The organism is Streptomyces sp. NPDC091387 (assembly GCF_044756945.1).
Classification (GTDB): domain Bacteria; phylum Actinomycetota; class Actinomycetes; order Streptomycetales; family Streptomycetaceae; genus Streptomyces.
Map to the genome: position 1 here is coordinate 49541 of NZ_JBIVTZ010000026.1, position 15751 is coordinate 65291.

The window sequence follows — 15751 nt, forward strand, 5'->3', positions numbered from 1 at the left end:
CGAAGGAGTTGGAAACCATGGCCCCAGTTGCCATGCGCACCGCCGCCCAGTCACTCGCCGACGCGAAGCCGGTCTCGTTCTGGCTGGACGACCCCGGCAGGCCACAAGCGCTCCCCGCGCTCATCGGCGACGAACACTGCGATCTCCTCGTCATCGGCGCCGGCTACAGCGGACTGTGGACCGCGCTGCTCGCCAAGGAGCGCGAACCGGAACGCGATGTCGTACTGATCGAGGGGCACGAGACGGGCTGGGCCGCCTCCGGCCGCAACGGCGGATTCTGCGCCGCCTCCCTCACCCACGGCCTGTCCAACGGGCTGGAGCGCTGGCCCGAGGAGATCGGGAAACTGGAGGAGCTGGGCGCGCGCAACCTCGACGCCATCGAGGAGGCGGTCGCCCGCTACGGCATCGACTGCGAGTTCGAGCGCACCGGCGAAATCGATGTCGCCACCCAGCCCCACCAGCTCGAAGAGCTGCGGGAATGGCACCAGGAGCTGGAGCGGCGCGGCTTCGGCGGCGTGGAGTTCCTCGACCGTGACGCACTGCGCGCCCATGTCGACTCACCGACATTCTTGGGTGGCCTCTGGGACCGCCGCGGGGTCGCGATGCTGCACCCCGCCAAGCTGGCCTGGGGACTCAAGCAGGCCTGTCTCGACCTGGGAGTGCGGATCTACGAGCACACCCGCGGCCTGGAGCTGGCCGGAACCGGAACCGGAATGGCGGTCCGCACCCCGTACGGAAAGGTCCTCGCCCGCCGCGTCGCCCTCGGCACGAACATCTTCCCGTCGCTCGTGAAGCGGGTGCGCCCGTACACCGTCCCGGTCTACGACTACGCGCTGATGACGGAGCCGCTGACCGCCGAACAGCTCGCCGCCATCGGCTGGCGGAACCGGCAGGGTCTGGGGGACAGCGCCAACCAGTTCCATTACTTCCGGCTCTCCGCGGACAACCGGATCCTGTGGGGCGGATACGACGCGATCTATCCGTTCGGGGGGCGGCTCAGTGCCGATCTCGACCAGCGGCCGGAAACGTTCCTGAAGCTCGCCGGGCAGTTCTTCGCATGCTTCCCGCAATTGGCGGGAGTGCGTTTCACCCATGCCTGGGGCGGCGCCATCGACACCTGTTCCCGATTCTCCGCATTCTTCGGTACGGCCCATCAGGGCCGGGTCGCCTATGCCGCCGGATACACCGGACTCGGCGTCGGAGCCACCCGGTTCGGCGCCGATGTGATGCTCGACCTCCTCGCCGGCGAGCGGACGGAGCGGACCGCGCTGGAGATGGTGCGCAGCAAGCCGATGCCGTTTCCGCCGGAGCCCCTCGCGTGGGCCGGAATCGAGCTCACGAAGCGCTCCCTGGCCAGGGCCGACGACAACGGCGGCCACCGCAATCTGTGGCTGCGGACGATGGACCGGATGGGGCTCGGCTTCGACAGCTGAACCCGCCTGTGACCTGCGGCGTCGCTCGGCCGGGCCCACCGTGACCCAGTTCACTACTGGTTGGTAGCCAAACCCGCGTAATGGATCGGTCCCGCCCCGCTCTCTCCCGTGAACGCAGCGGCAGAACCCTGCCGTGCGAGACGGAACGGAGGCGGGCCATGACTGGCTCGGAGGTCAAGGCAGCGGTCGAGTGGCTCGTGTCGGTGGCACCGGATCCCGGTGCCTGCCGGTGGGAGTGGGAGCGCAATCCGCAGGGGATCGCGCTCCTTCCTGCCGGCAAGCGCTGGGACGTGCTGATTCTGCCGGGAGAGCTGGGCCGTCCGACGCTCGATGTGCTCACCCGGCTCATCGACCGGCCGGGGCCGGTCCTCGCCGACTTCGGCGACGCCCGCATCGGGTTCTTCGTGCCGCCGGGCACCGCCGACCACTGGATCGGCACGGGGATCAGGGGCGCGGGCCAGGGCACCTGGATCGTGGTGCCGTATCCGCGGCGGGCCGCCGGCGGGGTGCGCTGGCTGATCCCGCCCGACGGATCGGGCACGCTCACCGACGCCACGCTGCTGGAACTCGCGATGCACGAGGCCGCGGGAGCGGCCGCGGCGGGGGACATCGATGAGGCGGGCGGATGCCAGAGGTCTTGACAACCGGATTGGTCTGGACCATGTTGTGGCCACTCAATTCCCCCCTGCACGGAGGCCGTTGTGGAACGCACGGGACCCCCCGCTCGCATTACCGGACTTCTGGCCGCCTTCACGGCCGCCCTGCTGGCCGCCGGCGGCCTGGCGGCCTCGGCGCCGAGCGCCGCCGCGGCCGACGCCGATCTGGCGCGCAACGGAACCTTCGAGGCCGGCCTGGACGGCTGGAGCTGTACGGGCGGCAGCGGAGCCGCTGTCAGCAGCCCCGTGCACGGCGGCACCTCGGCGCTGAAGGCGACCCCGGCCGGCAGCGACAACGCCAAGTGCTCCCAGACCGTGACGGTCAAGCCCAGCTCCACGTACACGCTGAGCGCCTGGGTGCAGGGCAGCTACGTCTACCTGGGCGCGGACGGCACCGGCACGACCGACGTGTCCACCTGGACGCAGTCCGCCGGCAGCTGGAAGCAGCTCACCACCACGTTCAAGACCGGCGCGTCCACCACCTCGGTCAGCGTCTACACGCACGGCTGGTACGGCACCCCCGCCTACTACGCCGACGACCTCACCCTCGTCGGCCCCGGCGGCGATCCGGTCGCGCTCCCGGCGGTGCCCGCGGGCCTCAAGGCCGGCACGGCCACCGCGTCCTCGGTCCCGCTGTCCTGGACGGCGTCCGCGGGCGCCACCGGCTACAACGTCTACCAGGGCGGCACGAAGGTCCTCTCCGCCACCGGCACCTCGGCGACCGTGACGGGTCTCGCGGCCTCCACCGCGTACAGCTTCCAGGTCACCGCCACCAACGCGGCGGGCGAGTCCGCCAAGTCCGCCGCGGTGCCCGCCACCACCAAGACCGCCGGCAGCGGGGGAGGCGGCAACACGGACCTGCCGGCCCACGCCCTCGTCGGCTATCTGCACTCCAGCTTCGCCAACGGCTCCGGCTACACCCGGATGGCGGACGTCCCCGACTCCTGGGACGTCATCGACCTGGCCTTCGGCGAGCCGACCTCCGTCACCTCCGGCGACATCCGCTTCTCGCTCTGCCCGGTCGCCGAGTGCCCGAACGTCGAGTCCGCGGCCGAGTTCAAGGCGGCCGTCAAGGCCAAGCAGGCCGCGGGCAAGAAGGTGCTGATCTCCATCGGCGGCCAGAACGGACAGGTGCAGCTCGCCACCACCGCCGCCCGTGACACCTTCGTCTCCTCGGTCAGCAAGATCATCGACGAGTACGGTCTGGACGGACTGGACATCGACTTCGAGGGCCACTCGCTCTCGCTGAACACCGGCGACACCGACTTCCGCAGCCCCACCACGCCGGTCGTCGTCAACCTGATCTCCGCGGTGAAGACCCTCAAGGCCAAGTACGGCGAGAAGTTCGTCCTCACCATGGCCCCCGAGACCTTCTTCGTGCAGCTCGGCTACCAGTACTACGGCTCGGGCCCGTGGGGCGGCCAGGACCCGCGCGCCGGCGCCTACCTCCCGGTGATCCACGCCCTGCGCGACGACCTCACCCTGCTGCACGTCCAGGACTACAACTCGGGCTCCATCATGGGTCTGGACAACCAGTACCACTCGATGGGCGGCGCCGACTTCCACATCGCGATGACCGACATGCTGCTGACCGGCTTCCCGGTGGCGGGCGACCAGACCAAGGTCTTCCCCGGTCTCCGTCCCGACCAGGTCTCCATCGGCCTGCCGGCCTCCACCCAGGCGGGCAACGGCCACACCTCGCCCGCCGAGGTCACCAAGGCGCTGAACTGCCTGACGAAGAAGACCGACTGCGGCTCGTACGCCACCCACGGCACCTGGTCCGGACTCCGCGGACTGATGACCTGGTCGATCAACTGGGACCGCTTCAACAACTGGGAGTTCTCGAAGAACTTCGACGCCTACTTCGGCGGCTGAGCACCAGCGGGAGGAGCAGCAGCCCGCACAGGAACCAGCTGCCCAGCACGTCCAGCGGCCAGTGATAGCCGCGCAGCACCAGACCGATGCCCGTCGCCGCCGTCAGCAGGACAGCGGCGACGGGCATCATCCATGAGCGCCTCACATACGGGGCGAGCAGCAGCGCGGCGGCCCCGTACGCCACCGCCGCGGTCGCCGCATGGCCCGAGGGGTAGTAGCCGGTGGCGTCGGTCAGCGGCCCGGGGCGGGCGATCCAGTCCTTGAGCGGGACGACGAACAGCGGCACCGCGGCCATGGTGAGCGCCGCGTACAACGGCTCGCGGCGCTCACCGCGCACCAGGCTCCAGACGATCGCGCAGCCCAGCACCGGCAGCGCGATCTGCGTATTGCCGAGATCGGCGAGGAATTCGGTGAGCCGGGCCGGACCGTGACCGACCAGGGCCCGGCCTGCGCGCTCGTCGAGGCCGCGCAGCGGGCCGCCGGCCGCGATCTGCCAGGTCGTGAGCGCGAACAGCGCCAGCAGGCCCGACACCACGGAAACGAGAAGAGCCGTCCGGCCCGGAACAGGGGGGGTTGTTCCGGGCCGGACGGTAGGACCGGTGTGCCGCGCGCCCCGGGGGGTGTGGGGCGGGCGGCCATCCGATCGGTGAGGAGTTCCGGAGCCCGAGGCTCCAGTGGTGTGCGCGAAGGCACGACCAGGACGGCGCTGGGGGAGCTCCGACCCGGTATCGCCCGCAGTCCCCTGCGGGCGGGGTGTTTCTCTCATCTGCGGAAACCGTACGTCAGGCGATGGGGGGACCGACAGCGGGAACGGTATCCCGCCATCGCCCCCGCACACCTTCTTCACAGGCCCTCACCGGGGCGCCGGGCATCCCCGGAGGAAACGCCGCGCGCCGCCTCCGGGACCCGCCGGCCTCAGACCGTGGCGAACGCCTGCTCGATGACGTCGAGACCTTCGCCCAGCAGGTCCTCGCCGATCACCAGCGGCGGCAGGAAGCGCAGGACGTTGCCGTACGTGCCGCAGGTGAGGACGAGGACGCCCTCGGCGTGACAGGCCTTCGCGAGCTGCGCGGCCGCCTCCGGGTTCGGGTCCTTGGTGCCGGACTTCACCAGCTCGATCGCGATCATCGCGCCGCGGCCGCGGATGTCACCGATGAGCTCGCCGTTCGGCAGCTTCGCCCGCATCTCCGCGAGCCGGCCCTTCATGACCTCCTCGATGCGCTTGGCCTTCCCGTTCAGGTCGAGCTCGCGCATCGTCTCGATGGCGCCGAGGGCCCCGGCGCAGGCGACCGGGTTCCCGCCGTACGTACCACCGAGGCCGCCGGCGTGCGCCGCGTCCATGATCTCGGCGCGGCCGGTGACCGCGGACAGAGGGAGGCCGCCCGCGATGCCCTTGGCGGTGGTGATCAGGTCGGGGACGATGCCCTCGTCCTCGCAGGCGAACCACTGGCCGGTGCGGCAGAAGCCGGACTGGATCTCGTCGGCGACGAAGACGATGCCGTTGTCCTGGGCGAACCGCGCGATCGCCGGGAGGAAGCCCTTGGCCGGCTCGATGAACCCGCCCTCACCGAGCACCGGCTCGATGATGATCGCGGCGACGTTGTCCGCGCCGATCTGCTTGGTGATCTGGTCAATGGCCTGGGCGGACGCCTCCGCGCCGGCGTTCTCGGCACCGGTCGGCCAGCGGTAGCCGTACGCCACCGGCACCCGGTAGACCTCGGGCGCGAACGGGCCGAAGCCCTGCTTGTACGGCATGTTCTTCGCCGTCATGCCCATGGTGAGGTTGGTCCGGCCGTGGTAGCCGTGGTCGAAGACGACGACGGCGGTGCGCTTGGTGTACGCACGGGCGATCTTCACCGCGTTCTCGACGGCCTCCGCGCCCGAGTTGAACAGCGCGGACTTCTTCGCGTGGTCGCCCGGCGTCAGCTCGGCGAGCTGCTCGCAGACCTCGACGTACCCCTCGTACGGAGTGACCATGAAACAGGTGTGGGTGAAGTCGGCGAGCTGCGCCGACGCGCGCCGCACCACGGCCTCGGCGGAGGCGCCGACCGACGTCACGGCGATGCCGGAGCCGAAGTCGATCAGCCGGTTGCCGTCCACGTCCTCGATGACCCCGCCACCGGCACGGGCGATGAACACCGGCAGCGTGGAGCCCACACCGGCGGCGACCGTCGCGAGACGGCGGGCCTGCAGCTCCACCGACTTCGGGCCGGGAATGGCGGTGACGAGGCGGCGCTCCTGCGGAATAGCGGTCATGCGGGGCTCCTGGGGGTGTTTCGGACGCTTCTGTTTCTGCAGGCTAGGGGCGGGGACGGGGCGCGGGCATGCTCCGATCGGGAGTGGTGGGGGGCGTGTCCTTGTCCGCGGCGGACAGAAGGCGGTACGGGGGACGGGGCGGCCCGTTCCCCTTCACTATCCGGGCGCGTTGCTGAACTCCCCGTGTCCGCGCACTAGATTGGCCGTGCAGCGGTCGGACCTGGCTGGTCAGGGGGCAATGGTTCATGGACAACGAAGGCACGTACGGCGCCCGGGGCACGCGGGGTGCGCAGCCGCCCGACGGCCGCTCCGGCGGGCCCTGGAGCTCCGTGCCGCACCCGGCGGGACCGCCGCCGGCGCGGCCGCCCGGCCCGCCGCCCATGGCCCCGCCCGCGTTCCCGCCGACGGTGCCGCCGCCCAGCGGGCCGCCGCACCTTGTCGGTGCGCCCCGAGGGGGAACACCGATCGCCCGGTGGTTGGACACCCCCCGCCCTGCTGCTGGCCCCGGGGTCTGGCGGTACGCATACGTGCCGCGGCCCGCCGAGAAGCCTCCTCGGCCGTCTCTGCTGGGGCGCTTGCTCACCCTGGTGCTCGCTCTCCTCCTCGTGGCATACAGCTCGGGCTACCGCATTCCCTACCTGAGTCTCCCGTTCCGTTACCTCACGCCGCGGGACTGGTGGACGTATGGCAACGAACTCCGGCCGGGTGTCGCTCCGGACATTGCCTACGCCTGGCAGGCCCTCTACTTCCAAGCCATGGCTCTCCTGCTCGTGCTATGGGCGGCAAAGCTCGGAAACTGGGCGGGGTTCTTCCGTCACTACGCAGGGGCGAACTTCGCGCGCGTGAGACTGATGGCAACGGGGCTGGGCGCGTTCATCGCTCTGTGGGTCGTCTGGAACGGCAGCGTGCCCCTCTTGGAGATCGTCTTCCTGGCGATTCCGAGAAGTCTTCTGCGTGCCGACGGCAGTGCGTTCACCGTGACTCTGGTCGCCTACGGTGCCTACGCCATGGTCGCCGCTGTGGTGGTGTGGCCTTTCGCCCGTATCGGCCGGTGGCACGCCGCTGTCACGGAATTCCGGCAACGCCGGGCGGGCGCACAGACGCGACTCCCGGCCGCGCTCGCCCGCGAGGACTCGGCGCGCTGGCCCGAACTGCGTGCCGCGGGACTCCCCGAAGCGGCGGACGTCCTTACCGGCGCAGTCCAGGCCGAGCGCATGAACGACGTCGACTGCGCGCGGCTGGGCCAGGCGTGGGAGCGGGCACGGTTCAGCCCTGATCGCCTCGCTGCCTTTGCGGCAGAGACCGTACGCAAAGGGCCGGATGCCTTCCTTCACCCCTCGGGGAGCCGGGACCTGCCACTGCGGTCCGCCCGTCACGACCTGCTGACCGATCAGGTCCGTATCGGTGTCTGTGTCGACAATGATCGCAATGCCTACGCGCGCCGAGGCACGGGTGTCGCTCTGGAACCCGCCGTCCTGGGAACCTCCCTGTTGGCGGTCGGGCCGTCCGGCGCGGGCAAGACCGCCCGGCTGGTGCGGCCGGTCGTCGAGACGCTGGCGCTCCAGGCGCTCGCCGGCAAGGCCGCCGTGCTCGCCGTGGGCGCGGCGGGGGCCTCGCTCGGTCCGGACGAGGCGTTCGACATCGTCGTGAAGGTCGGTGATCCCGCGTCCCTGCACGACTTCGATCTCTACGGCGGTACGACCGATCCCGACGAGGCAGCGGCCACTCTCGCGGAAGGGCTGGTCGGAGACGTTCCGGACCTGGACAGCCGACGCGCGGCTCTCGCGCTCGGCCAGTTGCTCGGTCCCTATCGCACCGTCCATGGCCACTTCCCGTCCGTACCGGAGCTCCGTGAACTTCTCGCGGGGAGCGAGTCGGCCCTCGCCCAGCTGCGACAGGCTCTGGAGGAGGGCGGCCACCACGCCATGTTGCGTGAGCTGGATGCCCGAGTGCGTCACACGGGCAGCAGCGGGGACCCGGCCACGGTCCTCGCCGAGCGGATCGGCCTGCTCGACCGGCCCGCTTTCGCGGGGTTCTTCGCCACCGGTGCTGACGCCCGGCCCTTTACTCTCCGCTCGCTCGAACAGCACCCGGTCAGGGTTCGGATCGATCTTCCGGAACGCGTGCACGCCGGTGCGTCGAGGGTCCTGACCCGTCTGATTCTCGCGCAGTTCAACTCGATCGCCGCAGCGCGAACGGAGCGCTCGCGCTTCGCCTGTCTGGTGCTCGACGACGCGACCGGCACGATCACTCCCGGAACCGTCAGGGGTCTGCGGCATCTCAGGTCCGTCAATGCCGGTGCGGTGCTGGCACTGCGAACCGTGGACGACGTTCCCGAAGGGCTGCATTCCGCACTGCTCGGTGCCATGGGGTGCGGGATGATCTTCTCCGGCGTCACCACCTGGGACGGAAAACGGTTCTCGGAAGCCTGGGGCAAGGAATGGGTCACGGTCCGGGAAGTGGCCAAGCACACCGTTTTCGCGGACCAGCCGGTCACCCGTGCTCTGCACACACTGCGGAAGCTGGCCACAGGCAACGCTGTCACCACCGACGCAGTCACCGTGCGACAAGTGGAGCGGGAGCGCTGGTCGGCGTCACAGCTGGCCTACGAACTGCCGGCCGGTCACGCGGTCCTCTCCCTCACCACCGTCGACGGCGAGCACGCGCCCCCGCTCCTGGTACAGCTGGGAGGCTGACGGGCGACGTGGGAGTAGGGGTACAGGAGGGCTGGGAGCGGTTACGGGAACCCTGCCGCCCTGGCAGAATCGATGGCAGCCGTTCATACGGGACGGCACAATCGACGCCCCCTCCCAAAGGTCGCCCGTCCCATGCCCCCCACGCTCGCCTCGCTCGTCCAGCACTCGGCGCTCAAGCTCACGGTCCGTGCGGGGGCCGACCGGCTCGACACGCCCGTGCGCTGGGCGCACGCCAGCGAGCTGGCCGACCCCGTCCGCTACATGGAGGGCGGGGAGCTGCTGCTGCTCACCGCGACCAATCTCGACGCCGAGAGCCCGGAAAGCATGCAGCGGTACGTGCGCCGGCTGGCCGGGTCCGGAGTCGTCGGGGTGGGCTTCGCCGTCGGCGTGAACTACGACGAGGTACCGAGGGCACTGATCGACGCCGCGGAGGAGGCGGGTCTGCCGCTCCTCGAAGTGCCCCGCCGCACCCCGTTCATCGCCATCGCCAAGGCGGTCTCCTCGGAGATCGCCGCCGACCAGTACCGGGCCGTCACCGCCGGCTTCGAGGCGCAGCGCGAACTCACCAGGGCGGCGCTCGTGGGGGACGGACCCGCCGAACTCCTCATCCGGCTCGCCGCGCACGTCGACGGATGGGCCGCGCTGTACGACGCCTCCGGGGCCGTCGTGGCCGCCGCCCCCGACTGGGCCGCCCGCCGCGCCGCCCGGCTCACCCCCGACGTGGAACGCCTGCGGGACCGGCCTGCCCCCGCCAGCGTGGTCGTCGGCGACACCGAGGACCGGGTCGAGCTCCAGTCCCTGGGCACCGGCCGCCGCGCCCGCGGCGCGCTCGCCGTCGGCACCGGAGCGGCGCTCGGCACCGCGGAACGGTACGCGGTGCACTCGGCGGTCGCCCTGCTCACCCTGACCACCGCCCGCTCCCGCTCGCTCCAGGGCGCCGAACAGCGGCTCGGCGCCGCGGTGCTGCGCATGCTCCTCGCCGGTCAGCCCGACCACGCCCGCGCCGTCGCCGGAGACCTCTACGGCGGACTGCTCGACGCGCCCTTCCGGCTGCTCATCGCCGAGGCCTCCGAACCCTCGACCACGGCACACCTGGCCGAGGCGATGGAGACCGCGGCCTCCCGGTCCGGCGAGACCGTGCTCATGGTGCCCGAGGGCGAACGCCTCGTCGTCCTGGCCGCCGACGGGGGCACCGCCGTCGCCGCCTGCACGGCCTACGCGGAGGCCCAGGAGAAACGGCCCGCGCACGAACCGGCGGAGGACACCGACGTGGTCGTCGGCCTCTCCGCCCCCGCGGGGCCGATCGCCGTCTCGGCCGCGTACAAGCAGGCCGAACAGGCCCTGTCGGTGGCCCGCCGCCGGGGCAGGGCACTGGTCGAGCACGAGGAGCTGGCGACCGGCTCCGTGCTCCCGCTGCTCGCCGACGACGCGGTGCGCGCCTTCGCGGACGCCATGCTCCGCGCCCTGTACGAACACGACACCAAGGGCCGCGGCGACCTGGTCGCCTCCCTGCGGGCCTGGCTCTCCCACCACGGCCAGTGGGACGCCGCCGCCGCCGACCTGGGAGTGCACCGGCACACCCTGCGCTACCGGATGCGGAGGGTGGAGGAGATCCTCGGCCGCTCGCTGGACGATCCGGACAGCCGGATGGAACTCTGGCTCGCCCTCAAGGTCACCAACCCCCCGGCTGCGTAGAAGACACAGGGACCCACCTGCGACAAACCGGAGCACCCCGGAGCGCCTCTGCTCCACCCCGGACAAACGCCAGGTGGGCGGCACGGCCCTACGGTGGGGCGGAACACCCCACGACATCGAAGGGCCGGAACCTCCATGACCTCCACCCACGCCTTCTGGCTGGCCGGCCGCGAGGCCACCGGCGAGGAAAGCTTCGACGTCACCAACCCCTGGGACGGCCGGCTCGTCGGCACCGTCGGCGTGCCCACAGAGGCCCAGGTCGAGGAGGCGGTCGCCGCCGCCCACGCCGTGCGCGACGAGTTCGCCGCGACCCCGGCCCACGTCCGCGCCGCCGCGCTCGACCACGTCGCCCGGCGCCTGACGGAGCGCACCGAGGAGATCGCCCAGCTGATCTCCGCCGAGAACGGCAAGCCCGTCAAGTGGGCGCGCGGCGAGGTCGGCCGTGCCGTCTCGGTGTTCCGGTTCGCCTCCGAGGAGGCCCGCCGCTTCAACGGCGGCGACGCCCAGCGCCTCGACACCGACCCCGGCGGCACCGGACGCCTCGGCCTGACCCGGCGCTTCCCGCGCGGCACGGTCCTGGGCATCGCCCCGTTCAACTTCCCGCTGAACCTCAGCGCCCACAAGGTCGCCCCGGCCATCGCGGTCGGCGCCCCGATCATCCTGAAGCCCGCCCCGGCCACCCCGATCTCGTCGCTGATCCTGGGCGAGCTGCTGGCCGAGACCGACCTGCCGACCGGCTCCTGGTCCGTGCTGACGGTCCCCAACGACCGGATGCCCGCCCTCGTCCAGGACGAGCGGCTGCCCGTGATCTCGTTCACCGGCTCCGCCCAGGTCGGCTACTCGATCATGGACTCGGTGCCGCGCAAGCACTGCACCCTGGAGCTCGGCGGCAACGGCGCGGCGGTCGTCCTCGGCGACTACGCCTCCGAGGCCGACCTGGACTGGGCCGCGACCCGCATCGCGACCTTCTCCAACTACCAGGGCGGCCAGTCCTGCATCTCCGTGCAGCGCGTCATCGCGGACGCCACGGTCTACGACCGGCTGCTCCCGAAGATCGTCGCGGCCGTCGAGGCCCAGGTCACCGGCGACCCGTCCGACGCCGCCACCGACGTCGGCCCGCTGGTCAACGAGGACGCCGCCAAGCGCGTGGAGTCCTGGGTCGACGAGGCCGTACAGGCCGGCGGCACGCTGCTCACCGGCGGCAAGCGCGACGGGGCGACCTACGCCCCGACCGTCCTCACCGACCTCCCCGACGGCGTCAGCCTCTCCTGCGAGGAGGTCTTCGGGCCGGTGCTCTCGGTGCAGAAGGTGGATGGCGAGGCCGAGGCGTTCGCCTCCGTCAACTCCTCCAAGTACGGCCTCCAGGCGGGCGTGTTCACCCACGACCTGCAGACCGCCTTCCGCGCCCACCGCGCGCTGGAGGTCGGCGGCGTGATCATCGGCGACGTCCCCTCGTACCGCGCGGACCAGATGCCGTACGGCGGCACCAAGCAGTCCGGCACCGGCCGGGAGGGCGTCCGGTACGCGATGGACGACTACACCTACGAGCGGGTCCTGGTCCTCACCGGCCTCGCCCTGTAGCCCTGCGGCCCGCAGGGCCGCAGCCGAGCGGCCGGAGCCCACTGCGCGGGGGCTCCGGCCGTTTCCGTGTTCCGCGAGCCGGGCCGGTCACTGGAGTGGCGGCCGACCCGATCGGCGTCCCGAGGATGGTGGCACCGGCAGGAATCGGGTACATACGGACAAGTAGAAGTCCCCCCGACGAAGCGGCGAGGTGAGCTCCTCATGTCCGCACCATCCGCACAACGGCCGTCCGCACCACAGCACACGCCCAAGGTCTCCGAGCGTGAAGCGCGCCAAGTGGCCGAGGACGCGCGCGAGCGGGACTGGCACAAACCCAGTTTCGCCAAGGAACTCTTCCTGGGCCGCTTCCGCCTGGACCTGATCCACCCGCATCCGCTGCCGGCCGGCGAGGACGTCCGGCGCGGCGAGGAGTTCCTCGCCCGGCTGCGCGAGTTCTGCGAGACCCGGATCGACGGGGCGCTGATCGAGCGCGAGGCCAGGATCCCCGACGAGGTGGTCAACGGCCTCAAGGAACTCGGCGCGCTGGGCATGAAGATCGACGTGAAGTACGGCGGTCTGGGCCTGACACAGGTGTACTACAACAAGGCCCTCGCCCTGGTCGGTTCCGCCAGCCCGGCGATCGGCGCCCTGCTCTCCGCCCACCAGTCCATCGGCGTGCCCCAGCCGCTGAAGATCTTCGGCAGCCAGGAGCAGAAGGACACCTTCCTGCCCCGGCTGGCCCGTACCGACATCTCGGCGTTCCTCCTCACCGAACCGGACGTCGGCTCCGACCCGGCACGCCTGGCCACCTCCGCCGTCCCGGACGGCTCCGACTACGTGCTCGACGGGGTGAAGCTGTGGACGACCAACGGGGTCGTCGCCGATCTGCTCGTCGTCATGGCCCGGGTCCCGAAGTCGGAGGGCCACAAGGGCGGCATCACGGCCTTCGTGGTCGAGGCCGACGCCCCCGGCATCACCGTGGAGAACCGCAACGCCTTCATGGGGCTGCGCGGCCTGGAGAACGGCGTCACCCGCTTCCACCGGGTCAGGGTCCCCGCCGCGAACCGCATCGGACCGGAGGGCGCCGGGCTCAAGATCGCGCTCACCACCCTCAACACCGGACGGCTCTCGCTGCCCGCCATGTGCGTCGGCTCCGGGAAATGGTGTCTGAAGATCGCCCGCGAGTGGTCGGCGGTCCGCGAGCAGTGGGGCAGGCCGGTCGCCCGGCACGAGGCCGTCGGCTCGAAGATCTCCTTCATCGCCGCGACCACCTTCGCCCTCGAAGCGGTCGTCGACCTCGCCTCCCAGATGGCCGACGAGAACCGCAACGACATCCGGATCGAGGCCGCGCTCGCCAAGCTGCTGGGCTCCGAGATGGGCTGCCTGATGGCCGACGAACTCGTCCAGATCCGCGGCGGCCGCGGCTTCGAGACCGCGGAGTCCCTGGCCGCCCGCGGTGAACGGGCCGTCCCCGCCGAGCAGATGCTCCGGGACATGCGCATCAACCGGATCTTCGAGGGCTCGACGGAGATCATGCACCTGCTGATCGCCCGCGAGGCCGTCGATGCCCACCTGAAGGTCGCCGGGGACATCATCGACCCCGACAAGCCGCTCTCCGCCAAGGCCAGGGCGGGCGCCAACGCCGCCGGGTTCTACGCCCGGTGGCTGCCCAAGCTCGTCGCCGGACCCGGACAGCTTCCGGGCACCTACGGGGAGTTCCACCCCGCGGGCCATGCCGATCTGTCCGGCCACCTGCGCTGCGTCGAGCGCTCCTCCCGCAAGCTGGCGCGCTCCACCTTCTACGCCATGTCGCGCTGGCAGGGCCGGATGGAGACCAAGCAGGGCTTCCTCGGCCGGATCGTCGACATCGGCGCGGAACTCTTCGCGATGAGCGCCGCCTGCGTCCGGGCCGAACTCCTGCGCACCGGCGGCGACCACGGCCGCGAGGCGTACCAGCTGGCCGACGCCTTCTGCCACCAGTCCCGCGTCCGGGTCGAGGAACTCTTCACCCGGCTGTGGTCCAACACCGACGACCTGGACCGGCGCGTGGTCGACGGCGTCCTGTCCGGCACGTACACCTGGCTGGAGGAGGGCATCGTCGACCCGAGCGGCGAAGGCCCGTGGATCGCTGACGCCACCCCCGGCCCCTCCACCCGGGACAACGTGCACCGGCCCATCCGCTGAGCGCCTGACGCCGGACCCGGCGGGGCGCGTCCACTCGCTGGACGCGCCCCGCCGCCGCGCGTGCGGCACGGCAGAATGGGGACCCGTGACCGTCATCCACGTCCCCGGTTCCAAGTCCGTCACCGCGCGCGCCCTCTTCCTCGCCGCCGCCGCGAACGGCACCAGCACGCTCGTACGTCCACTGGCCTCCGACGACACCGAGGGCTTCGCCGAGGGGCTCACCGGTCTCGGCTACGAGGTGGTGCGGGAGGCGGACCGCTGGCGGATCACCGGCCGCCCGTCCGGGCCCGCCGCCACCGAGGCCGACATCTACTGCCGCGACGGCGCGACCACGGCCCGCTTCCTGCCGACGCTCGCCGCGGCCGGGGCCCGCGGCACCTACCGCTTCGACGCCTCCGCGCAGATGCGCCGCCGCCCTCTCGCCCCGCTCACCGAGGCACTGCGGACCCTCGGCGTCGACCTCCACCACGAGGCGGCCGAGGGCCACCACCCGCTGCGGATCACCGCCGCGGGCATCAGGGGCGGCGAACTGACCCTGGACGCCGGGCAGTCCAGCCAGTACCTCACCGCGCTGCTGATGCTCGGACCGCTGACGGCCGAGGGGCTCCGGATCACCGTCACGGAGCTGGTGTCGGCGCCCTACATCGAGATCACCCTCGCGATGATGCGGAGCTTCGGCGTCGAGGTCACCCGCGGCGGCCCCGGCGGCCCCGGCGGCACCGTCTTCACGGTGCCGCCCGGCGGCTACCGGGCCACCACCTACGCCGTCGAGCCGGACGCGTCCACCGCGAGCTACTTCTTCGCCGCGGCGGCCCTCACCGGCCGGGAGGTCACCGTCCCCGGACTCGGCCGGGACGCCCTCCAGGGCGACCTGGCGTTCGTCGACGTACTGCGCAGGATGGGCGCCGAGGTGCGCACGACCGCCGGATCCACCACCGTCCGCTCCACCGGGACGCTCCGCGGCCTCACCGTCAACATGCGCGACATCTCCGACACCATGCCGACGCTGGCGGCGATCGCCCCCCACGCCTCGGGGCCGGTGCGCATCGAGGACGTCGGCAACACGCGCGTGAAGGAGTGCGACCGGCTGGAGGCGTGCGCCGGGAACCTGCGGCGGATGGGCGTCACGGTCGCGACGGGCCCGGACTGGATCGAGATCCGGCCCGGCACCCCGCGGGCCGCCGAGATCGCCACCCACGGCGATCACCGCATCGTCATGTCGTTCGCCGTCGCCGGCCTGCGGACCCCCGGCCTCACCTACGACGACCCCGGCTGCGTACGCAAGACCTTCCCCCGGTTCCACGAGGCCTTCGCCGGGTTCGCGGAGCTCCTGGCCCGGCAGGAGCCCGGTCCGGGAAATCCCGGGCCGGTGCCCGCGACGGACGGATAGTCTCCG

General features: G+C 71.7%; 10 protein-coding genes. 8 read left to right on the forward strand and 2 right to left on the reverse strand.

Annotated features, from left to right (window positions below; genetic code table 11):
- Positions 1-17 precede the first annotated feature (17 nt).
- The 3 genes from ACIQM0_RS35700 (at position 18) to ACIQM0_RS35710 (ending at position 3964) form a co-directional block, all read left to right on the forward strand.
- Entirely contained in the window at positions 18-1433 is a 1416-nt protein-coding gene (locus ACIQM0_RS35700) for an NAD(P)/FAD-dependent oxidoreductase (RefSeq protein WP_401294778.1), read from the forward strand.
- Between the two features lie 158 nt (positions 1434-1591).
- Complete coding sequence (locus ACIQM0_RS35705) at positions 1592-2074, forward strand: hypothetical protein (protein ID WP_401294780.1); 483 nt, start codon at positions 1592-1594, stop codon at positions 2072-2074.
- 60 nt (positions 2075-2134) lie between these two features.
- A complete protein-coding gene (locus ACIQM0_RS35710; RefSeq protein ID WP_401294782.1) occupies positions 2135-3964 on the forward strand; it encodes a chitinase in 1830 nt (609 codons plus the stop codon).
- On the opposite strand, the gene ACIQM0_RS35715 is transcribed toward ACIQM0_RS35710, so the two are convergent.
- Together ACIQM0_RS35715 and gabT are read right to left on the reverse strand one after the other, a co-directional pair.
- Complete coding sequence (locus tag ACIQM0_RS35715; RefSeq protein ID WP_401294784.1) at positions 3915-4730, reverse strand: phosphatase PAP2 family protein; 816 nt, start codon at positions 4728-4730, stop codon at positions 3915-3917. The genes ACIQM0_RS35710 and ACIQM0_RS35715 overlap by 50 nt on opposite strands.
- Before the next feature lie 149 nt (positions 4731-4879).
- Positions 4880-6220 (reverse strand): 4-aminobutyrate--2-oxoglutarate transaminase, encoded by a 1341-nt coding sequence (gene gabT / locus ACIQM0_RS35720; protein ID WP_401294785.1) that lies wholly within the window; start codon positions 6218-6220, stop codon positions 4880-4882.
- A 245-nt stretch (positions 6221-6465) separates the two neighbouring features.
- On the opposite strand from gabT, the gene ACIQM0_RS35725 reads away from it, so the two are divergent.
- The 5 genes from ACIQM0_RS35725 (at position 6466) to aroA (ending at position 15745) form a co-directional block, all read left to right on the forward strand.
- A complete protein-coding gene (locus ACIQM0_RS35725; RefSeq protein ID WP_401294787.1) occupies positions 6466-8916 on the forward strand; it encodes an ATP/GTP-binding protein in 2451 nt (816 codons plus the stop codon).
- A 132-nt stretch (positions 8917-9048) separates the two neighbouring features.
- Positions 9049-10611 (forward strand): PucR family transcriptional regulator, encoded by a 1563-nt coding sequence (locus ACIQM0_RS35730; protein WP_401294789.1) that lies wholly within the window; start codon positions 9049-9051, stop codon positions 10609-10611.
- Between the two features lie 135 nt (positions 10612-10746).
- The gene (locus ACIQM0_RS35735; protein ID WP_401294791.1) at positions 10747-12192 is read left to right on the forward strand and encodes an aldehyde dehydrogenase family protein; all 1446 of its coding nucleotides are present in this window, start codon (positions 10747-10749) and stop codon (positions 12190-12192) included.
- 201 nt (positions 12193-12393) lie between these two features.
- Positions 12394-14355 carry an acyl-CoA dehydrogenase family protein gene (locus ACIQM0_RS35740; RefSeq protein ID WP_401294792.1) on the forward strand — a complete coding sequence of 654 codons (1962 nt, stop codon included), beginning with the start codon at positions 12394-12396 and terminating at the stop codon, positions 14353-14355.
- A gap of 85 nt (positions 14356-14440) precedes the next feature.
- A complete protein-coding gene (aroA, locus tag ACIQM0_RS35745) occupies positions 14441-15745 on the forward strand; it encodes a 3-phosphoshikimate 1-carboxyvinyltransferase (protein ID WP_401294794.1) in 1305 nt (434 codons plus the stop codon).
- Positions 15746-15751: the final 6 nt, after the last annotated feature.

Bases quoted from the DNA above. Each gene is read 5' to 3' on its own strand.
- ACIQM0_RS35700 (WP_401294778.1), top strand. From the start codon at position 18: ATGGCCCCAGTTGCCATGCGCACCGCCGCCCAGTCACTCGCCGACGCG.
- ACIQM0_RS35705 (WP_401294780.1), top strand. From the start codon at position 1,592: ATGACTGGCTCGGAGGTCAAGGCAGCGGTCGAGTGGCTCGTGTCGGTG.
- ACIQM0_RS35715 (WP_401294784.1), bottom strand. From the start codon at position 4,730: ATGAGAGAAACACCCCGCCCGCAGGGGACTGCGGGCGATACCGGGTCG.
- gabT (WP_401294785.1), bottom strand. From the start codon at position 6,220: ATGACCGCTATTCCGCAGGAGCGCCGCCTCGTCACCGCCATTCCCGGC.
- ACIQM0_RS35725 (WP_401294787.1), top strand. From the start codon at position 6,466: ATGGACAACGAAGGCACGTACGGCGCCCGGGGCACGCGGGGTGCGCAG.
- ACIQM0_RS35730 (WP_401294789.1), top strand. From the start codon at position 9,049: ATGCCCCCCACGCTCGCCTCGCTCGTCCAGCACTCGGCGCTCAAGCTC.
- ACIQM0_RS35735 (WP_401294791.1), top strand. From the start codon at position 10,747: ATGACCTCCACCCACGCCTTCTGGCTGGCCGGCCGCGAGGCCACCGGC.
- ACIQM0_RS35740 (WP_401294792.1), top strand. From the start codon at position 12,394: ATGTCCGCACCATCCGCACAACGGCCGTCCGCACCACAGCACACGCCC.